The organism is Lactobacillus sp. ESL0237 (genome assembly GCF_003692985.1).
GTDB lineage: Bacteria > Bacillota > Bacilli > Lactobacillales > Lactobacillaceae > Lactobacillus > Lactobacillus bombicola.
Genome location: NZ_REHE01000003.1, coordinates 13831 through 34095, shown reverse-complemented (window position 1 = coordinate 34095; position 20265 = coordinate 13831). Strand labels below are relative to the sequence as shown.

Genomic DNA, 20265 nt, shown 5'->3' with positions numbered 1-20265 from the left:
TTATGAAGAAGCAATCAGAAAATATAGTAACTTCTACAATAACAAAAGACTCAAATGAAACTTAAAAGGGCTGACCTCGATTGCATATCGAAAACCAGCCCTAAATTAAAATTTAATAATTGCTCCTAATTTTGGCCTCCATATCATTTGATAGTAATGACCTTCTGTCTTTTTAAATTTCATTAGCTCTGCAACAAAAAATAAAGGTATTGCATTAGCAGTTGAATTAACTGATCAAAAAATTATGCAGCAAAAACAGCAATTACATAATGGCCGAGATAAAAATTGATCGGCTTAAAAAGATTTCTGATACTTCTAACTAAAAAAATCACCATAAAACCTGGTGGTCAAAGTTATTCCTACAGATGATATAATATCTTCAAGCTTGTTTAGGCATTAAATATACTATAATGCAATTAAATACATCAATTTAATTATTAGTTGAAAAGGGGTTTCTAATGAAAATTACGAAAAAATTTAGTATTGGACTTGCTGTCGTTTCTTTGATTGCAAGTCACTTTTTAGTAAATATTAATCAACCACAATCCATACAAGCAGCAAAACAAGTATCTAAAGGGAAAATCACTTTTATCAAAAATGATTATCTTTATGACAAATTTGGCCATAAAATTAAAGTTAAAAGGAATACATCACCTGATCCTTTTATGACCGATCAGCAAGGTTACAAAATAATTTATACCTATGAAGATTCAGACTTTAATTACTATGCAATAAACAAAATTAACGGTCAAAAATATTATGATCTTGGCGGCGGTAATTACGTAAATGCCGCAGTTGTTAGGGACGTCAACAAAAAAGATACTAAAAAAGGTAAGCTTGTATTGGCAAACAAGTCATTAATTTATACTGCCAAGGGTAAACCTACCGGACAGAGTCTTGCACAAAATGCAATTGTTACTTATTATGGCAAAGTCAGACCAACCACAACGATGCCTAAATATTTCTTTTATGATGAAGATCTTAATAAGCAAAAACAAATATTTTATTTACCGACTAAAACGATTAGTAATAAGCAATATTATGCTTTAGGACACAATCGTTATCTTCGTGCAGATAATATTGCTAGTATTGATGGTCATATTGCTCGGTATAACGGGGTTAGCTCAGCAACTCTCCTTGCGACAGTCAAAACAAGTACGCTTTCTCAACATCAAATCCATCATCTGCTTAAAAAAGGACAAAAGATCAAAATTGATCTTGCGGTTATTCCTCTCTATCTAGACGGCTTTGAGGGATATAGCTATCGGCTACACGATTATCCCGACGAATACATTGATGAAACAGATATTACTTTTCGAAATGACTTACCAATTGTTGACTATACAGCGTTAGCTTTTAACCCCGTTACTCCAGTAACAGGAAATTCTATTAAGCTCTTTGATTTTACAGGTAATCCTAGTGGTATAAGTATTCAAACTACAAACAATAACTCAATTTTAATAGATGGTCTCTTTTATCTCTGGCTACCTAATGAACACAAAACAGAATTATTTTACCATTTCCTTAACTATGATAATCCCAAATTAATTAATGACCAAACACAACAACCACTGAAACAGAATGATTTACCAAATAATGTAGCGGCTAACTATAGTAACTATTTTATCAAAGCCAGTGATGTTCAGTTTAATAATCAAAATAAACTACAAATTCAAAACACAAAACAGCAAGCTCAAAATGATCAAGTTATTGCAACCAACGCTGATAAAAGTGAGCTACAAAAATTATTTATGAGTTTTGAAAATACTAATAAGGTAATTACCCGATATAGTAATTTAGAAGCTAATTATCGTAATGCTTTAACTAATGCTTCCCAAGTTTTACGTTCAAACAAGGCAACAATTGCCCAAGTTAATGAAGCAACTTGGCTGTTAGAAGAGACTAGTAAGCAATTAATTTCATTGGATTTCCCATTAGGTGATTAGAATTACTTAAATAACCAAAATAGGTTAACTTCTAATAAGTTAACCTATTTTTCTTTAATTATTTAATTCCTAGTTGTTTAGCAAAACTTGGTTTTTTACCGTTATACATCACATAGATTGCCACTGGACTTTTTTTAGCCGAATGATTATACAACCTAAAGAGTTGTTCTGCTGTATATTTTTTCCCCTGAGGATGACTAAGCTTTCCGTTACCTACCGCTTGAATATGCTTAAAACTTTGCCCCACACCTGAACTCTTACGCAAACGATAATGACCCAATTTAACTGCAAAGCCATTTGGATTCCCTGCATGATCTAAAATGCTACTATTATGGATGTTAAAGTGACTCAAATCAATACCAGCTAACTTATAGTCATACTGAAACATTAGTGTAGAGTCTTTTAATTTGGGAGTATGAAAACCACTGAGATCAACGTAAACTAACTGTGGACAATGCCTAAACATACTGCTCATCGTGGTTACCTTTTGGGTATTCCACCCCCTTAAATTTACACTTTCAAGCTTAGAATCATATTCAAATAAATCATCCATGATTTGGACTTGATTTGTCTTAAAGTTGTGCAAATCTAAGTCAACCAGATTTGTATCTTTTCTAAACATTGCCTGCATATTAATTAGTCTACTAGTATCAAAGTGGCTTAAATCTAAGCTAGTTAAAGCCGGATCAGCTTCAAACATATAATGCATATCAGTTACTTTAGACGTATCTAAGCCACTGAGATTTAAGTGATTCAAATTGGTATCATTGGTAAACATATAGGACATATCAGTAACATTAGATGTATCTAAATGGTTTAAGTCAAGGCTAGTTAAGTTTGTATTATATGAAAACATCCCTGACATGTTAGTAACGTGACTAGTATCAAAGTGGCTTAAATCAAAACTATTTACGTGAGAGCGTGCAAACATTTCGCGCATATTAGTCACATGACTAGTATCAAGATTGTTTAAAACAATCTGTGCATATTTAGTAGCAGCAAATAATTCCGACATATCAGTTACTTTACTAGTATTAAAGTGACTACTTAAAGTGAATTTTTCACCTGAAGTTCCAGTGCCTTGAAACATACCTCTCATACTTGTTAAGCTGTTAGTATCAAAATGGCTTAAATCAAGATTTGTAATTCTACTAGAGGCAAACATATTGCTCATATTGGTTACATTTCTGGTATCTAAATGACTTAGATCAAGATTATTCAGTTTTCTAGTTTGAAGAAACATACCAGACATATCTGTAACATTTTTGGTATCAAAATGACTTAGATCAAGATTAGTAATTCCACTATAGGCAAACATATTGCTCATATTGGTTACATTTTTGGTATCAAAATGACTCAAGTCAAGACTAGTTAAATTTAGATCATTATCGAAAAGACTTGCCATATTGTTTGTCGCATTTGTATCCATTTTATTTAATCCGCTAATGGCCTTTAGACTAGTTAAATTAGCAAATTTGTTTGCCACATTAGCAGGTAACTCTATCTGACCGTCAAAATTAAGATACTCAATTTCATTTGCCCACGACAACTCTTTTGTAAGAGGAATAGATGATAATTGACCATTTTCAATAGTCAATGTTTTAGTAACTACATCATAATTCCAGTTGCAGTCACCATCTTTTCCAGTCCAAATTCCCAATTCTAAGCTCGGATTACTTACTACTGTTTCTAGTGTTTTGGCTGATCCTTGAACAGTTGCAGCAGACTCCACGATACTAGCTAATAAAGCAAACATTATTCCTAACTTAACTAGTTTTGAAAAATGACCTCTTATCTTTTTAAATTTCATTATTAAACTCCCCTTCCTATATCTCAATTATAATATTTGATCACTTAAATGATATCCTCTTTAGCATTCTCCTTTAATAACTTCCAGCCAACATTAAAGTGTTGCTCACGCAATTGGCGCAATTCAGTATAATCACTACTTAAACTATCAATCGCATCTTGTAATTTTTTATTTTGCTTTCGCATTTGCGTTAATTCCGAATCGTTAACAACACCTTTAAGGTGCATTGTGGCAGCTATACTGCGCCTTCTTTGTTCAAATTCACCGCTAAAGGTTGCTAGAGCATTTTCATACTTAACTAATTTTTGATTAAGTTGGGCGATTTGTGCATTTAACTTGATAAAAAGTTCATAGGGCATATTAGATTTAATCCGATTGCATTCCTGACAAGACAAGATCAAATTGTCAAAATCATTATTATGTGATAAAGATACCGGATGCTTGTGGTCCACGCTATGCCCTCGCCGGCCGCAATATTGACAGCGATAATGGTATTTAGCCCGGATACGTTCACGATCAATAAAGTCGACTTCATTTAACTTAAAATCAACATTTAGCCCTAATTTATTTAAATTTTCAGCAAAAGTAAGATTTAATTGTGGAATAAATTCAATTTCCCCCACCTCACTCGCGATGAGCGCTTGATTAAACTCTTGCCGACTAAGTTGTTGCTGTGCTAATTCATTACTATCATAATCTTGAATAAAAGACTCGTAGCGCTTACGTTTATCTTTTGAATGCACTAAAAAATTTAGTTCTTGATCTTCATTATCTCGACCAACAAACCCATAGAGTAAAGCCTGAGCAAAAATAGCAATTGGTACATTACCAAAGTCCTCGGCTTTTGCTCCCCGTTGCAGACATTGATCACAAATACTAGTTAATTGCAGGTTCTTTGCTTCTTGATACTTGAAATGATTGGAATTAAGGCGCAGACCGCAGGCGCTACATTGAAATTTCACTTTAAGATATCTCCTTTAAGGCAAATAATGTCATTAATCTTAGCTCCATTTTAACCAACTTATGGCCATAAAAAAAGGATGGGTTACAAATGTAATCCACCCTTTTAGTTTATTTAATGCACACTACTTATTTTCGTCTGCTTTAGCCTTGTTCAAGAAAGCAACAACTGCTGCCACATGAGCAACGCGCTTTTTACCATTCTTCTTGTTTTTAGGTCTTTGGCTTGGTTCACAACCAGTGTTGTAATTTTCACCTTTACGCATAGTACTATACTTCCTTTCAGATTTCCGAAAATCTTTTACAGTTTACCACGAAAAGCCTAATCAAGCAAGGTTTGTCGCCAAGTACACTATGGATCAGTGCGTGACTAGTTAGTTATATATAAAAAAGCAGCCAGTGACTGCTCTTTATATTACTTATTAGTTATTTTTACTTACATTAATTGTAACAGCACCATCGATTACACCACTATCATCAGCCAAACTTAATGCTGCATCCTTTTGACTGACAATCAATCCTCCATCCAAATATTGCAATTCAGCTGAACTAGTATACATATCTAAGTCAGCATTATTGTCCACTTTAATTGGAAAATCCGAATCTGGTTGATTTAAAATTACAAATTGAAAATTGGCACCGATTGTACAACTACCGCCAATATCCGAATATTTATTGGAGCCGTCATTAAGTGCCAAAAGCACCACTTGCCCAGCAGCTTGTGCCTTTATTTTATCAGCTGCTTCAGGTTTAATATTGATTTTAATTGATTTAGAGTTATTCATGTTATCTTCCTCCTAATCCTTAATCATTTTTCTAAGTATAGGCTATCTTTTAACTGGAAGTCAAAGTTTATGTTTACGTGAATCCAATTGCTAATGAAAAGTTTTTATTGCGAACAAAGAAAAAAAGGCTCAAAATGTATATAGCAATATGATAGATGATTATAACTGTGAAAGGGGACATTTTATGTCCATCTTAAAAAAGATTTTTAGTGATAGAATCTTACAAATTACTATCGTGGTAACGATTATAAGTCTTTTCTTTGCTAGACCACGCTTAGAAGATATTAATTTACATACAATATTTTCTATCGCTACAATGCTAATCATCATTCAAATTTACGCTTACTTACATGTACTCGACGTCTTAGCGTATAAGTTGACTAGCATAACTGACAACATGAAAAAGTTAAACACATTGTTTACACTGCTTTCGATTATTTCTGGTATGTTTTTGGGTAACGATATTACTGCATTAACTCTAATTCCGTTATACTTAAATATTGCTAAAAGATGTGATTTACCGCAGATTTTACCAGTAACCCTAATCGGAATGGGCGCAAATATTGGAGCTGCTTTTACTCCTTGGGGTAACCCCCATAATATTTTTTTAGTTAGTAAATATTCGGTTAATGCAATTGAGTTCTTTTCTTGGTCATTACCTTATCTACTAGCTGCGTTAATAATTACCTTTGTTATTCTATATTTTATTCCCAAAACAAAAATACCAATGCAAAGTGCTAAACAAATTAATATTAGTATTCGGCCAACTGTAATTACTACAGCTGTATTCGCGCTATTCTTTTTAGGTGTTTTTAAAGTTATTAACATTATTATTCCGATGGTTGTCGCAATTATACTTGCTTTAATAATTAATCCAAAAATCTTACTAAAACTTGATTATGCACTACTTTTAACTTTTACGTGCTTTTTTATTTTTATCAGTGACATCCAACAAATTCCCTTAGTTGTTACCTTAATTCACACAATGATTAATTCAGAAAGTTCAACTTACTTTATATCAATTTTATCTAGTCAAATAATCAGTAACGTCCCAGCCACTATATTAGTTGGTAAATTCACACCATATGCTAAAGCACTATTTTTAGGATCAAATATTGGGGGCTTTGGGTCACCAATTGGCTCTATGGCAAATATGCTAGTTTTGAAAACATTTACACAAAATGCAACTGTTTCTCGCAGTGAATTTTTTAAAAAATGGTCTATTATGCAATTTATTAGTTTAATTATTCTTACAGTTGTTGGTTGGATACTACTAATAGTTTAAGAAAATTTTCTTAATCCTTGGATTTAACTTATTATTATTAAAATCAGGTATAGTAAGTTATAATTAATAATAACCTAATTAGGAGGAAAAATAATGTTCAATTTAACTTTAATTGCTATTATTGTCATCATATTATTAATTGCAATTTATATTACACTTTATAACGGCTTACAAAAAGCCAAAGTCTATACTGAAGAATCCTGGAGTCAAATTGATGTCCAATTAAAACGGCGTAATGACCTAATCCCTAACTTAGTCGAAACAACTAAGGGATACGCTAAACATGAACAAGAAACATTAGAACGCGTTATTCAGTTACGCAATCAATTAACTAATGTACCGAGCGATGATCACGCTCAAACAATGAAAGTTTCAAATCAAATTTCAGATTCGTTAAAAACAATTTTTGCATTATCCGAAAACTATCCCGACCTAAAGGCAAATCAAAATTTCTTGAAGTTACAGGAAGAATTAACTAATACTGAAAATAAAATTTCTTATTCCAGACAACTTTATAATTCATCTGCTGCATCATATGACCAAAAACTCTTGACTTTCCCATCAAATATTGTTGCAAAAATACATGGATTCCAAAAAGTTGCTTACTTGCAAACAAATGAAACTGAAAAAGAAGTACCTAAAGTAAAATTTTAAACAATAGGTTAGTGTTATGCTATTTGAACAAATCGCTCGCAACAAACGAAAAACAATAGTTATTATGACTTTGTTTATAATTATTTTAGCTTTAGTTGGCGCTGGTTTAGGCTATATTTTCGGTAATCGACCACTTTTAGGTTTGATTGTTGCCATTATCTTTAGCGTTATTTATATGCTAATTGTCTTACCTAATCCAGCCAATATGGTTATGAGCCTCAACCATGCGCAAGAAATAGATGAACAAAGTAATCCCCAATTATGGCATATTGTTCAAGATATGGCTTTAGTCGGTCGTGTACCAATGCCACGTGTTTTTATTATAAATGATCAAAGTCCTAATGCCTTTGCGACAGGTCGTGATCCTAATCATTCAGCAGTTGCAGTTACACAAGGGCTACTGGATATGATGAATCGTGAAGAACTAGAAGGCGTTTTAGGTCATGAAATTTCGCATATTCGAAATTACGATATCATGGTTTCTACTATTGCAGCTGTCTTAGTTGGTGTTATCTCTTTTCTATCAGGGATAGCCAGTAGATACATCTGGTGGATTGACGACGATGACCACGATAATAATGATAGCAACAATAGTTTGAACTTAATTTTTAAAGTTATTGCTATCTTGTTCGTCTTAATCCTCGGACCCATTTGTGCGAGTTTAGCCCAAATGGCATTGTCGCGAAACCGTGAATATTTAGCTGATGCTTCATCAGTAGAATTAACGCGTAATCCACAAGGTTTAATTTCTGCACTTAAAAAAATTGAAAATTCAGAGCCTATGAAAAAAGCAGACCCTAGTAGTGCCGGAATGTATATTGAAAATCCTCTACATCAACAGCATGGATTGACACATTTATTTGACACTCATCCCCCAACAGCAGATCGAATTGTTCGTTTAGAAAAAATGTAATTATAAAAAGGCACCTTTTTAAAAGGGTGCCTTTTAAATAACTATAAAATTAATTTTTCTTCTTAGACTTAAGACTAGTTAAACTAATCCCAGTTAATAATAAAACAATTCCCGCTACTAAAAGTGATAACTGGGATTGCTTATTTATACCAGTTTGCGGCAACTTGCCTGCAGAGTGATCGTTATTGGGATCATTAAGTCCCTTACCCCTAGTAGAATTGCTTGTAATCTTAGTCTTACTATCAGTCGATTTTTTACCAGTCGGTAAACAATTTTGAGAATGTCCCTGCTGTTTATTACTTGACTTATCGTCTTTTGGAGGAATTACAGATTCATTACCCGTAGAATTAGGTTGTCCGTTCTTAGTATAAATATAAGTTACAATCTGTTCTACACTATCAAAAAATCCAACGGCATTAGTCGGTCGTGTCTTAAGTGTATAACCTGGAATTTCTTTAGCAGTTGAAATATAGCCATCACCCAGATTTCCACTTAAAACTTCTTCAGCGGCAAGTGTGTTGCCATCTTCAGCTTGATATTTTACTATGACATTTGCACCTTTAATTGGTTCGCGTTTATCAACTACCGTATCTTTAGTATAAGTTAAAATTAAAATTCCATCTGCAACAGGAGTTGTAATTTCAATTAAATTATCTTTAGAATCGATTGGCTGATCAGCATATTGCGCTGACTTAAATGTATAACCTGGAATTTGGGGTACTTTAATTTTAGATGTTGAAATTACCTCATCCTTGAACGACGCAATTGGATTACCTTTATCGTCTTGATATTTTACCTTAACTGAATTAGTAGCAGTAGCACCTTCGTATACAGCTACAGCCGGTTTTGGGCTAGATGACAAGGAAGCTGCTGCAGCAACTTTAGTATTAGCAGTTAAGAAACTTAACGCTATAAAGGTAACAGCTCCCAATATTCTTTTTTTACCATCTTTAAAAATGCCTTTTCTTTTGCTCATATCTTGTGTCCTTTCGGCTACACCTATGTGATTTCAATTTAAAGTCATTAACAACCAATTATGCTATAAATATAACTTTGAAAGCGATTGTAGCATATGTATCCAGCAAGCAGAAGTTTATATATACATAATATAACAATAGTTATATAATAAAATTAATATCTCATTATTTTAAGTTGATATTTGCTTGTCTAAATAATTCTGTCCGCATTTGAACTGGCGTTTCATGATAATACTCGTTAAATTTTTTATAAAAAAAAGATTTACCACTATATCCTACTTGAGAAATAATATCTCTAACCGAAATATCGGGGCGTGCTAGTAAGGTACGTGCTTCCTGCATGCGTCTTTCATCAACATGCTCAACAAAACTTTTTCCAGTTTTTTGCTTAACTAAAGTTGAAAAATAATTAGGATTTAAACCAAAATGCTTTGCAGTTTGTTCCAAAGTAATATGAGCAAAGTTTTCATCAATATATTGATCTAGAGTTGTCTCAGCAAATTCATAGTTAACCAGTGGTAGAGCTGATAGCTTTTGATTTCTAATCGTTGTTAAAAATGCCATCATTAATTCTGCACTAATCATTTCACTAGTAAACAAATTTTGGTTTAAATATTCATCAACGATTCTTCTCATCAGTTGGGTGGGTTTGGCTAATTTTGAATTTTTTAAATATAACAACCGCTCCGTCTTAAGAGATAACTTTATTTGGCTAACTATTTTCTGCTCGTCATCATTAAATTTAGCTATAGCATTGAGAAAATTTAAATGATTAGTAAATTCAAATTTAACGATTATATCTTCTTTAGTTTGCCTAGGAACATCATATTCACATTTTGGTTCTAAAAAAACGCTATTTCCTGTTGCTAAACGAATATTTTTTCCATTGATTTTTATGTTTATTGTTCCTGCCACCATAAAAATAATAGTTTGACGAGCAGTTTGATAGCGATGTAGACCAGTATTATGATTTTCAAGATAAATCGTAAATAGATCAAAAGTGCTATTAACTGGTTTGAGACATACCTCATTTGTATCAGTACTTATTACTTGTAAAACACTCGCTAAATATTGTTCCAGCCTAGCTGCTGTCATACCTTCACCTTCTCAATGATTTTATATTATACTTTAATTATATATCAAAAGATTTGTTACTTATAAATTTTTAAAGCAAAAAAGTTTACTTTAATATCATGATCAAGATAGACAGCAAACCATCTTTTAGGTATAATGACACTAATCTTGGGGTGCCGATAAGGCTGAGAACATACCCACTGAACCTGCATGGATAATGCCAACGAAGGGAAAATCACTTGAATTTTACGTCATCTGGTATGAAGCCATGATGACTTTTTTTATACTTAGGAAATAAAATTGATTACTATTAAAAATTTAACTTTTACATATGACCTGCAGAATAAAATTTTAGATAACCTTAGTTTAACCATACCTACAAAAGAATTTTCATTATTAGTAGGACCTTCAGGCTGCGGCAAATCTACCCTACTAAAAATACTTGCAGCACTTTATCCCAAATATGCTGGTCAACTCACTGGGGAAGTTGATTTAAATGGCTTACGAGCTGCGATGCTGTTCCAAAATGCTAGTGAACAATTTACAATGTCTACTCCGCGAGAAGAAATTATCTTCGCTTTAGAAAACCTCCAAGTTGACCGTGAACAATATGCCCAGCGTCTTAAATTGGCCGTTAAATTTACCCAGATTGACCATCTACTTGATCAAAAAATTAATACAATGTCTGGTGGTGAACAGCAACGAGTCGCACTAGCTGTTCTAGTAGCAATGGATGTAGATCTTTATTTACTTGATGAGCCATTTGCCAGTTGTGACCCAGATACTCGGCACTTTTTAATTAACAAATTAGCAGCTTTAAAAAAACAAGGGAAAACTATTCTCATTAGTGATCATCTTTTAAGCAATTATCAAAATATTTGTGACAATATATTTCAATTTCAAAAAAAAGTAATCACTAAGCTAAGTGCAGCAGCCAAAGATAACTTATTGCAAAAAAATAAAGATAAAAAAAATTATCATTTTGCTCTCCCTCAAAGTGAGCAACCCTGTTTTACTTTAACTAATACAAAAATTAGTGAAAATCGATTACTTTTAAACCAAAAGCACTTACAAATTATGGCTGGTAAAACCACCCTCATTACGGGAGCTAATGGCATTGGTAAAACTTCACTTTTTAATGCCCTTAGTAAAATGTTATCCTACGATGGTAGCTTGACTTATTATGACCATGAAATTAGCCAACTATCCGCGCGTAAATATTTGTGGCAAGTTGGGCAAGTTTTCCAAAAAGCTAGTGACCAATTTATTAATATTTCAGTTGCAGATGAGCTTAACTTGAGTAAAAAAAGTCCTAACAACCATTTCTTTACTGACCCAGAAATTAATAAAGCTTTAATTGCCTTGGAATTAGATCAAACATTAGATCAAGCTGTCTATTCCCTTTCTGGTGGTCAACAAAAGAAATTGCAAATTTTATTGATGATCATTGCTAGTCAAGCTGTGCTCTTACTTGATGAACCGCTAAGTGGCTTAGATGATCATTCTGCTAAACAAATCATAAATTTATTAAAGGAGAACCAAGCTCGACAAGGGCAAACATTAGTAATTATTACCCACGACCTTACTAACATTGCGGAGTGGTGTGATTATCATCTTGTTTTTAAAAACCAACAATTAACCTATGTAACGAAATGAGGTGCTCGCATTGAATCCTGGTTTTAAGTTCTTTTTAGCAGTAATAGTTTCTTTAGAGATATCATTGACAACCAGCTTACCTACAAATTTAATCATTATTGGAATAGCAGTAGTTTATTTACTTTTTAATCATGTCAAAATCAAAAATTTACTTTTAACATTACTTTTACCATTAGTAGCAGCAGCGACCATCTTTGCTACTCTGTACTGGTTTACACCTGAACCCAATTTACAGAACGCTCTTTGTTTAGCTAGTAGAATTTATGTCTACACTCTGACCATCTACTGCGTTTTTATTGGAACTACGACCACAGAATTTGCTCGTTGCTTTGAACAAAATTTTCATCTACCAAGTAAATTCGCATACGGCATTTTAGCAGCACTTAATCTTGTTCCCCAAATGAAACAAGCAATTAAAAAAGTCCAAACCGCTGCAATGATGCGGGGAGTTTATTTAAGTTTTTGGTCACCTACACTCTACTTCAAAGCAATCTTAATTGCCCTCAATTCAGCCGAAAATTTAGCCCAAGCAATGGAGTCACATGGCTATGTTGAAGATGCGCCACGGACAACGATCGTGGCAATTCCAATAAAAATAAGTGATTGGATATATAGCGGTATTACTCTATTATTTGTTAACCTTGCACTACTTACTTTCAATTAAATAAAAAATAGCCATATAGATGATGCGAACCCAAAATTAGGTCGCTTTATTAATTATTAACTGAGGACTAATTACCGGTATTTAATCGGAGTTGGTCCTTTTAGTTTGCTTTTAATTCTTTTCTGGTTGTAATACTCAATGTAGTCTCTGATTGCATCTTCTAGTTCATTAAGATTTTTAACTTGCTTTTCAAAGCCGTAAAACATTACCCACTTGAGGGTTAAAGTCATTACTATAAATAGTGTAAAGTTAAGCCAAAATAGTTAGGCCGTGACGTGCAAGAAACGCCAGCAAGTAATCAATATTAGATCTAACCTGATAACGCCAACTTAATTCAGGAGGAACAATTTAATATTCATGGCAAAGCCGATAGCTTGTAATTTTATCTTACTTAGATAATTTAGCCATAAAAATAACCCCCAAATTTGGGGGCACTTCATAGTTGATTGTTTTTTATTATCTTCTTATTTATGGTAAGGACTACCATTATTAATCATAAAACCGCGATAAATTTGTTCGATTAGCACCACCCGCATCAATTGATGCGGTAAAGTTAATTTGCCGAAGCTAAGTAAATCATCTGCCCGCTGATTTACAGCAGAACTAGTGCCCAGACTACCACCAATTACGAAAGTAAGATCTGAATGACCATAAGTCCCCAGTTTTTCTAATTCTAAAGCAAATTCTTCACTACTACGTTCCTTACCCTTAATCGCTGTAACATACACATATTCTTTATTTTTAATTTTAGCTAAAATCCTTTGTCCTTCAATTTCCTTAACTTGATTTTGTTCAGCTAAACTTAATTTTTCAGGCGCTTGCTCATCAGCTACTTGGATTAATTCTATTTTAGCAAATCGATTAAGTCGTTTTTGATACTCCGCAATTGCGTCCTTAAAATATTTTTCTTTTAACTTACCCACACAAATAATTTTTATCTTCATAATTTTTACTTTATCCCCAAATACCCATTCTTTCCACTGACTTTGTCCACAGCTGTGTACAAGCAAAATCTACATTTTGTGGTTATCAGACTAACTTTTATCATAACTTGTGTTAGCTGCTTTTTTTTTATTTTTTATTTTTAAATTACGCACATCTATTCATGGATAGTTGAAATTTACAAACTTTCTAGATAAGAATGGCGCTATCACCGTTTTTTTAGCTTTATTAGCCAAAAAATAAACTATAATATTTACACACAATTCACAAGTTTTCCACAAAGCTTATACGAAATTTTTGCTAATTTATGCACAATCCACAAAGTTTTCCACAGTTATCAACAAGATTTTAGCTCCCATTTAAAACTTGACAAAGATAAAAGACGAATATTACGATGTTCCGCATATTGATTATTAACAAAAAAGCTGTATTACCATCCAAATCAGTGTAGTACAGCTTTTAATAACTAATACATTTATTTTTCGAACTTAATCAGCCTGCAACTTTATATTTAACTTCATTTCATTACCATTACGATTAATCGTTACACTAACACGATCACCAACTTTATGATTATACAAAATACTGTGTAACGAAGCGACATCTGAAATAGATTGGTTGTCAACCTTAATAATAACATCACCAACTTTGATACCAGCTACACTAGCTGCACCTCTTTTAGTAACTTCTGCAATGTAAATTCCATCTTTTAAGTTAGACTTAATATTAAGCTGTTTACGATAGCTAGCTGGCATCCCTTGTAACGCAATAACTTTGACTCCTAATTGTGGTCGTACAATTTTACCCTTCTTAACTAGCTGATTAACAATTGTAACTACCTCATTTGAAGGAATGGCAAAACCCATTCCTTCAACAGATGTCCCATCACCAGATTGTGATAACTTCATTGAATTAATCCCAATAACCTGACCCGCAGAATTAACCAAGGCTCCACCAGAGTTACCTGGATTGATGGCTGCATCAGTTTGAATGACTGTCTGTTGATTAGCTGAAGAGGTGGTAATGCTTCGCGCTGGTGCGGAAATTATTCCTTGGGTGACGGTTGAAGCATATTCACTACCAAGAGGTGAGCCAACGGCTATTACCGTTTGCCCCGCCTGCAAACTCTTAGAATCGCCAAATTCAGCAATTTGTGTAGCGTAGCTAGCATCAATTGACAAAACTGCTAAATCAGTTGTTGCATCAGTACCAACAATGCGGGCATTAACTGTTTTTCCATTTGAGAGCATTACTTGAACTTTATCACTCCCAGAAACAACATGGTTGTTAGTTACAATATAACCTTTATTTCCTGACTTGGTGTAAATAACCCCAGATCCCTCACTATAAGTCTGCAACTTACCTTTATCCTTATTAGGATTATCGTCACCAAAAATATCAAACAAAGAATTACTACGTGTATTTTGTCGTTTCATATTAATTACCGAAACAACCGCTCCTCTAACACTGTTGTAGGCGGGAGTCATTGCCCCACTATTTCGGGCACTATTTTTTGAAGTTTTAGCACTACTGGAACTAATACTAGTTTGCGCATTATTGTTATAATTAGCATTATTAATTTGGTCAAGTGCCACATATGAAGCACCTCCCCCAATTAAACCCGCTACTATCCCAACAATAGCAGTTTTAAAAATACTATTTTGTTTTTCCATTATTTAGTTCTCCTTTAGTTATGTTTTAAATAATACTAATAAAGCTTGAACAAATATAAATAATTTAATTAAATTTGTATTAAGCTTGTTGGTGCACTCGCATTGGTCATGACAATTTTAACATCACTTGGTAAATTGGCATCACCGTTAACCATTATCTCTTTTGCTGCATCATAAGCTAATTTAGCTGTATTATTGTGCTGACTTAGGTGGGCCAAAAAGATATGCTTAGTTCTACTAGTAACCACGTCTAATAGCGCTTGACCCGCATCAAGATTAGATAGGTGTCCAACGTCTGACAAAATTCTTTGCTTTAATGACCAAGAATAAGGACCGTTACGCAGCATCAGATCATCATAATTAAATTCCATTAAGTAAGCATCACAATCAGCAATTACCGCTTTTACTCGCTGCGAAACATATCCTGTATCGGTTAAAAAGGCAATCCTTTTGCCGCCACTAGTAAAAACGTAATATTGTGGCTTAGCTGCATCATGACTAGTAGCAAAAGCTGTGATATCAAGATCACCAAACGTTTTAGTTTGACCAGATTCAATTACATTAATCTGGTCAACTGGTAGCTTACCGATTTTTTGACTTTCATTTAAATATTTCCATGTCCCATCATTTGCAAAAGCAGCTAATTTAGGATAGCGGCGCATCAATATGCCTAATCCTTTACTATGATCTGAATGATCATGGCTTAAAAAGACCATATCAATGTCATGGATATCAACTCCTATATCTTTTAATAGTTGCTTTGTTTTTTTCCCTGACAAGCCTGCATCCATTAATATTTTATGCTGCTTGGTCTCAATTAGACTAGTATTTCCCGTAGATCCGCTAGCTAAAACAGAAACACGCACATTAATTTCCTTCCTAATTTTTCTGAACATTGTACGAGCTACTTTGCAAAATTTGGGCAGTAAATGCATTAACTCGTTTTACAGTTATATTTTTGGTTGTTTTATTTTCTACTAAAATAAGCCATGTGGGTAACATAATCGTGTTGCCCCGAACTTCAGTCAATTTCGAGTATCCTAAATTAACCTTTAACACGCGTGAATTATTAGCAATTTCACGATCAGTATACATTGCTTTAACCGCATGCCAGGCACTAATAATTAACTGCGGTTCTCTTACTGCACTAATTGGTCCCATATAAGAAATTGTATAATCGATAATTTGATTATTCCGTACATTAATTGTTAATTGAGCATCATTATCATAGACTTGACCGTAATCCGTTTTTTGTACATAACAATAAGCATTTTCGCCAGACATACTTGGCTCATATTTAAAATTTTTACCATATGGTACACAAGTAGGATCGTTCTTAAAATCATCTAGTTGCTCAAGCATTTTTTTCCGATTACCTGAAAGTAAAATTGCCGATTGCGGTGTTGCAGATAGGCTGTTATCACTTTTTGAATAGTGAGTTGTCACTTGCGTTAAAGTACTTTCTTTATGCGAAAGATAATCGCGATTTTTAGCCGCCAAATAATAACCAGATTGTTGCTTACGCGAAATATGTAATGGAATATCAATCCCATCTGCCCGCATTTCAGACCGAATACTAGTTGTCGTTCCGGCCGTATTGCTTAGACTAATTGGTGAGCGCCACATTTCAATTCCAAGATACAAATCAATTAACAAAAATATAATTAAGATTAACCATTCGATTCTTTTTCGATCCATCCTAATTCCCCTTCACTAACTGGTTTTGGTTAACTCCACTTGAGCCATATTTTTCCCACTCTGCGGCACTTCTCCACTGATTATATGCTTTAACATAATATACTGGGATCAAATTAATTAAATTGTCATGGCTATGATCTTTTTCTACACGATACGCCACAATTACCCGTTGGATTGCCGTTTTCTTTAGTCCCGCATTAACTAAATTATGCACTACGGTCTCACTTGGAGGCAAAGTTCGCGTTTGTCCATCAAACGGAATTGGAATTTGTAAATCAGTATTATTAAACGCAACCTCTATTGCATCTTGCGCAAAACGCGTCGTTATTTGCGGGTTTTTACTACTCAAAAAAACTGGTAAGCCTTCAACATAATTAGCGTAACTAATTGATCCATTACTATAATCAAAATAACGCAAATCTTGTTCACTTAGACCTAACTTATGAACATATTCAACACTATCGAGTAAGCGCTCATTAGTAGACATAACTTTACTCTTTTCATAGCGAGAATATAAAAAATCTGCTTCTTTTAGTTCAGTATTTGGTGCTCGCAATTTTGTGTAGTAATTCAGCGAATAAGTGGTCCAGCCCTTTTTACTTGAACGAGCAGTTACATTGGCTGTACCGAGCAGCCGGGTAACGAAGTAAGAATCTGGCTGACTATTAGTTAAATAACTATAAACCCGCCAATGTTCTGTTTGGGTATAAAATACTTCATAACTATCATTTAATCGGACAAATTTAACCGGCTGACGTCCATGGGCATTTCGAGCATAACTGCGTAAACGCGAAAAGTCAGCCTTAATTAATCCCACACGATAAATTGTTGTACTCTTATCACTACCTAAATAAAAATAAAAATTGCTCGGTGATATAAAAATACGGCGAAATTTCTGGTCATTTTTAGTGACATCCTTTTTAGTAAGCAAATTTACACTTACTTCATTAGGAAAAGTTAATTGCACATATGCAGAATTATTAAGCATTTGCTCATACTTGTGCCGACTTGAGCTGATTTTTTCGATGTTACCATATTTGACATCCTTAAGTTCATTACTAAATTCTAACGGCAAATTCTTTTTAGCATCATATAAGTTATATAATTGACCATTCTGAAAGCCATAAGAACTCGTTGGTACAAATAGATTTGAAATAATTCGGTTGCGACTATGTGACTGCTCAGTTACATTACTAGTTTGATTAATGTGGCTAAAGTATTGATTATTCGTCATGATAAAAATCCACAGAATAATCGACAAAATAACTGCTGCTAATGTTCCAATTAGTAACAATATATCGCCTAATTTAAATTTAAGCTTCATCCCACTCATCTCCCTCGCTCATTGGTTCATAAGGTAAGGCAATATAAAAAGTTGAGCCTCTATTTTCACTACTAGTAGCCCAAATTTGACCGCGATGTTGCTCTACAATTTCTTTAGCAATTGCTAGCCCTAGGCCAGTCCCGCCTTGAGCACGCGAGCGTGCCTTATCAACCCGGTAAAAGCGATCAAAAATTTTACTTAAATCTTCTCGAGGAATTCCTAAACCTTGGTCAGCAATACTTAAAATAATGCGATGATCATCATGAGTTAAACTTGCAGTAATCACTCCACCATTAGGTGAATATTTAATGGCATTATTCATAATATTATCAATTACTTGCGCTATTTTATCAGTATCAATTTCAACCCATAAGGCCTGTGTACCTAATTGGCGCTTAATTGTATATTTCTTTTTACCCTCTTTTTGATTATTTTTTACAATCATATCGAAGCGGTCTAAGATATGGGCAACAAAATCATTAAAATTAACCCACTCAAAATTGATTTTGACTGCACCCCGATCCATCCTGGACAAACTTAATAATTCACTGATCATACGGATCATTCGTTCAGTTTCTTCTTGGGTAACTTGTAAAAATTTAGGAGCTACATTGGGATCTTTCCAAGCCCCTTCATTTAAGGTTTCAATATAGGCGTGCATACTTGTAAGCGGGGTACGCAATTCATGGGAAACATTTGAAACAAACTGTTTTTGAGAGTTTTCATTTTTTTGTTGCTCAGTAATATCGTGTAACACACACACACTACCTGAAACAAAACCGGTCACTCTTTTAATTAGTGAAAAACTAGCATGTAAAATAACTTCATCACGACTACCTTCGTTAACTGTAAGCACAATTCCTTTCTGATTAGCAATCAAGTCTTGGGAAGATTCTTTTAAACCTAAAATTGTCGCAATTGGCTTATTGGTGATTTTTTCTTCAGTTGTATTCAAAAAGTTAAGTGCCATTTGATTAACCACATTAACATTACCATGCCGGTCCGTTGCCAGAACCCCATCACTCATATGTGACAAAATGCTATCCAATCTTCGCTGCTCACTTTCAGATTCTTCTTGTGAACGTTCAATTCTAACTGACAAAGTATTAAATGCTTGGCCTAGCTGACCTAATTCATCATTAGAATAAATTTTTACTTGACTAGAATAATCTCCGTCAGCAATATTTAGAGCTTGACTTTGCATTTCCTCAATAGGTTTAGTAATTGCATGTGAAACTACTAATGATAAAATAGCACCCATTACTGCTGCCACTAATGAGGTCACTAAAAACATTAAAGAAATATTTCGTAAATCATTAAAAACACCCTGCATTGATGCTTTAACGTAAATTGCGCCCACAATATTGGTAGAACCATTGCCTGCATTCAGAGGTGTCACCTGAATCATATAGTCACCATGATCATTAACTACCTTTGTAGCTTGTCTACCCGTTGAAGTTACTTGCTTAACAATAGTGTTATTGACTCTTTGTCCAATACGATTTTTATCATTTAACCTAGAAACAGCCCGAATGATATCCTTATTATCAACAACAATAATTTCACTAATCGTACCAATTCCGTTGCTATAATCATTGACTATACGATTCAAGTTACTGTTAGTGTGCTTATTATCTCTGACTAACTGCAGTGATAACTGATTGGTTACAATTGGTAGTACTTGAATTGACGATTGAAAATTATCAATGCTATTTTGTTCTAATTGTCTAGTGAAATATACCCCAATGACCTCAATTGTCGCAATAATCATTGCCATAAAAACAGTTGCTAATGTAGTGTTAATTGAAATAGTTAAATGCTTAAATTTATTTTTTATTCTATTCATAATTATCCAAATATGTAAAAAGAAAGCCACGCAAAAAATCATTCTGCAGGCTTTCTTT

The 20265-nt window shown here is 33.7% G+C and carries 19 protein-coding genes and 1 riboswitch; of the genes, 6 read left to right on the top strand and 13 right to left on the bottom strand.

Going from position 1 to position 20265, the window contains the following annotated elements; all coding sequences use genetic code 11:
• Positions 1-458 precede the first annotated feature (458 nt).
• Entirely contained in the window at positions 459-1946 is a 1488-nt protein-coding gene (locus tag F5ESL0237_RS00470; RefSeq protein ID WP_122024330.1) for an SLAP domain-containing protein, read from the top strand.
• A gap of 58 nt (positions 1947-2004) precedes the next feature.
• Here F5ESL0237_RS00470 and F5ESL0237_RS00465 read toward each other — a convergent pair whose 3' ends face one another.
• The 4 genes from F5ESL0237_RS00465 to F5ESL0237_RS00450 form a co-directional block, all read right to left on the bottom strand.
• A complete protein-coding gene (locus F5ESL0237_RS00465) occupies positions 2005-3756 on the bottom strand; it encodes a BspA family leucine-rich repeat surface protein (RefSeq protein ID WP_122024329.1) in 1752 nt (583 codons plus the stop codon).
• A 44-nt stretch (positions 3757-3800) separates the two neighbouring features.
• A complete protein-coding gene (locus tag F5ESL0237_RS00460) occupies positions 3801-4718 on the bottom strand; it encodes an HNH endonuclease (protein ID WP_122021145.1) in 918 nt (305 codons plus the stop codon).
• A gap of 123 nt (positions 4719-4841) precedes the next feature.
• On the bottom strand, positions 4842-4982 hold the full coding sequence (locus F5ESL0237_RS00455; RefSeq protein WP_122021144.1) for a hypothetical protein: 141 nt from the start codon (positions 4980-4982) through the stop codon (positions 4842-4844).
• Positions 4983-5138: 156 nt separating this feature from the next.
• Positions 5139-5501 (bottom strand): iron-sulfur cluster biosynthesis family protein, encoded by a 363-nt coding sequence (locus F5ESL0237_RS00450; RefSeq protein WP_118897559.1) that lies wholly within the window; start codon positions 5499-5501, stop codon positions 5139-5141.
• 184 nt (positions 5502-5685) lie between these two features.
• On the opposite strand from F5ESL0237_RS00450, the gene F5ESL0237_RS00445 reads away from it, so the two are divergent.
• The 3 genes from F5ESL0237_RS00445 to htpX all read left to right on the top strand — a co-directional run bounded on the left by F5ESL0237_RS00445 (position 5686) and on the right by htpX (position 8353).
• Positions 5686-6786, top strand: coding sequence for an SLC13 family permease (locus tag F5ESL0237_RS00445; RefSeq protein WP_122024328.1), 1101 nt, complete (start codon positions 5686-5688; stop codon positions 6784-6786).
• A 93-nt stretch (positions 6787-6879) separates the two neighbouring features.
• Positions 6880-7440, top strand: a complete 561-nt coding sequence (locus F5ESL0237_RS00440) for a LemA family protein (protein WP_122024327.1) — start codon at positions 6880-6882, stop codon at positions 7438-7440.
• A 16-nt stretch (positions 7441-7456) separates the two neighbouring features.
• Positions 7457-8353, top strand: coding sequence for a zinc metalloprotease HtpX (gene htpX / locus F5ESL0237_RS00435; protein ID WP_090094097.1), 897 nt, complete (start codon positions 7457-7459; stop codon positions 8351-8353).
• A gap of 49 nt (positions 8354-8402) precedes the next feature.
• On the opposite strand, the gene F5ESL0237_RS00430 is transcribed toward htpX, so the two are convergent.
• The gene (locus tag F5ESL0237_RS00430) at positions 8403-9329 is read right to left on the bottom strand and encodes a MucBP domain-containing protein (protein WP_122024326.1); all 927 of its coding nucleotides are present in this window, start codon (positions 9327-9329) and stop codon (positions 8403-8405) included.
• Positions 9330-9495: 166 nt separating this feature from the next.
• The gene (locus F5ESL0237_RS00425) at positions 9496-10425 is read right to left on the bottom strand and encodes a helix-turn-helix transcriptional regulator (RefSeq protein ID WP_122024325.1); all 930 of its coding nucleotides are present in this window, start codon (positions 10423-10425) and stop codon (positions 9496-9498) included.
• Between the two features lie 138 nt (positions 10426-10563).
• A riboswitch (TPP riboswitch) is annotated at positions 10564-10653 on the top strand.
• 51 nt (positions 10654-10704) lie between these two features.
• Here F5ESL0237_RS00425 and F5ESL0237_RS00420 point away from each other — a divergent pair.
• Together F5ESL0237_RS00420 and F5ESL0237_RS00415 are read left to right on the top strand one after the other, a co-directional pair.
• Positions 10705-12060 carry an ATP-binding cassette domain-containing protein gene (locus tag F5ESL0237_RS00420; RefSeq protein WP_122024324.1) on the top strand — a complete coding sequence of 452 codons (1356 nt, stop codon included), beginning with the start codon at positions 10705-10707 and terminating at the stop codon, positions 12058-12060.
• A gap of 10 nt (positions 12061-12070) precedes the next feature.
• A complete protein-coding gene (locus tag F5ESL0237_RS00415) occupies positions 12071-12724 on the top strand; it encodes an energy-coupling factor transporter transmembrane protein EcfT (RefSeq protein WP_122024323.1) in 654 nt (217 codons plus the stop codon).
• A gap of 71 nt (positions 12725-12795) precedes the next feature.
• Here the strand turns inward: F5ESL0237_RS00415 and F5ESL0237_RS00410 are convergent, their stop codons facing one another.
• The 7 genes from F5ESL0237_RS00410 to walK form a co-directional block, all read right to left on the bottom strand.
• Positions 12796-12930 carry an IS3 family transposase gene (locus F5ESL0237_RS00410; RefSeq protein WP_158593109.1) on the bottom strand — a complete coding sequence of 45 codons (135 nt, stop codon included), beginning with the start codon at positions 12928-12930 and terminating at the stop codon, positions 12796-12798.
• A 258-nt stretch (positions 12931-13188) separates the two neighbouring features.
• Positions 13189-13668, bottom strand: a complete 480-nt coding sequence (gene rlmH, locus F5ESL0237_RS00405) for a 23S rRNA (pseudouridine(1915)-N(3))-methyltransferase RlmH (RefSeq protein WP_122024322.1) — start codon at positions 13666-13668, stop codon at positions 13189-13191.
• A gap of 486 nt (positions 13669-14154) precedes the next feature.
• On the bottom strand, positions 14155-15339 hold the full coding sequence (locus F5ESL0237_RS00400) for a S1C family serine protease (protein ID WP_118897563.1): 1185 nt from the start codon (positions 15337-15339) through the stop codon (positions 14155-14157).
• A gap of 68 nt (positions 15340-15407) precedes the next feature.
• A complete protein-coding gene (locus F5ESL0237_RS00395; RefSeq protein WP_122024321.1) occupies positions 15408-16205 on the bottom strand; it encodes an MBL fold metallo-hydrolase in 798 nt (265 codons plus the stop codon).
• 13 nt (positions 16206-16218) lie between these two features.
• A complete protein-coding gene (locus F5ESL0237_RS00390; RefSeq protein ID WP_090094107.1) occupies positions 16219-17037 on the bottom strand; it encodes a two-component system regulatory protein YycI in 819 nt (272 codons plus the stop codon).
• 1 nt (position 17038) lies between these two features.
• Positions 17039-18361, bottom strand: a complete 1323-nt coding sequence (locus tag F5ESL0237_RS00385) for a hypothetical protein (RefSeq protein ID WP_122024320.1) — start codon at positions 18359-18361, stop codon at positions 17039-17041.
• The gene (gene walK, locus F5ESL0237_RS00380) at positions 18351-20207 is read right to left on the bottom strand and encodes a cell wall metabolism sensor histidine kinase WalK (RefSeq protein WP_090094114.1); all 1857 of its coding nucleotides are present in this window, start codon (positions 20205-20207) and stop codon (positions 18351-18353) included. Before walK ends, F5ESL0237_RS00385 begins: the two co-directional genes overlap by 11 nt.
• Positions 20208-20265 lie beyond the last annotated feature (58 nt).

What these genes read in the sequence shown, in the direction of transcription:
- F5ESL0237_RS00470 (WP_122024330.1), top strand. Translation starts at nt 459, where the DNA reads ATGAAAATTACGAAAAAATTTAGTATTGGACTTGCTGTCGTTTCTTTG.
- F5ESL0237_RS00465 (WP_122024329.1), bottom strand. Translation starts at nt 3,756, where the DNA reads ATGAAATTTAAAAAGATAAGAGGTCATTTTTCAAAACTAGTTAAGTTA.
- F5ESL0237_RS00455 (WP_122021144.1), bottom strand. Translation starts at nt 4,982, where the DNA reads ATGCGTAAAGGTGAAAATTACAACACTGGTTGTGAACCAAGCCAAAGA.
- F5ESL0237_RS00450 (WP_118897559.1), bottom strand. Translation starts at nt 5,501, where the DNA reads ATGAATAACTCTAAATCAATTAAAATCAATATTAAACCTGAAGCAGCT.
- F5ESL0237_RS00445 (WP_122024328.1), top strand. Translation starts at nt 5,686, where the DNA reads ATGTCCATCTTAAAAAAGATTTTTAGTGATAGAATCTTACAAATTACT.
- F5ESL0237_RS00440 (WP_122024327.1), top strand. Translation starts at nt 6,880, where the DNA reads ATGTTCAATTTAACTTTAATTGCTATTATTGTCATCATATTATTAATT.
- htpX (WP_090094097.1), top strand. Translation starts at nt 7,457, where the DNA reads ATGCTATTTGAACAAATCGCTCGCAACAAACGAAAAACAATAGTTATT.
- F5ESL0237_RS00430 (WP_122024326.1), bottom strand. Translation starts at nt 9,329, where the DNA reads ATGAGCAAAAGAAAAGGCATTTTTAAAGATGGTAAAAAAAGAATATTG.
- F5ESL0237_RS00425 (WP_122024325.1), bottom strand. Translation starts at nt 10,425, where the DNA reads ATGACAGCAGCTAGGCTGGAACAATATTTAGCGAGTGTTTTACAAGTA.
- F5ESL0237_RS00410 (WP_158593109.1), bottom strand. Translation starts at nt 12,930, where the DNA reads ATGTTTTACGGCTTTGAAAAGCAAGTTAAAAATCTTAATGAACTAGAA.
- rlmH (WP_122024322.1), bottom strand. Translation starts at nt 13,668, where the DNA reads ATGAAGATAAAAATTATTTGTGTGGGTAAGTTAAAAGAAAAATATTTT.
- F5ESL0237_RS00400 (WP_118897563.1), bottom strand. Translation starts at nt 15,339, where the DNA reads ATGGAAAAACAAAATAGTATTTTTAAAACTGCTATTGTTGGGATAGTA.
- F5ESL0237_RS00390 (WP_090094107.1), bottom strand. Translation starts at nt 17,037, where the DNA reads ATGGATCGAAAAAGAATCGAATGGTTAATCTTAATTATATTTTTGTTA.
- F5ESL0237_RS00385 (WP_122024320.1), bottom strand. Translation starts at nt 18,361, where the DNA reads ATGAAGCTTAAATTTAAATTAGGCGATATATTGTTACTAATTGGAACA.
- walK (WP_090094114.1), bottom strand. Translation starts at nt 20,207, where the DNA reads ATGAATAGAATAAAAAATAAATTTAAGCATTTAACTATTTCAATTAAC.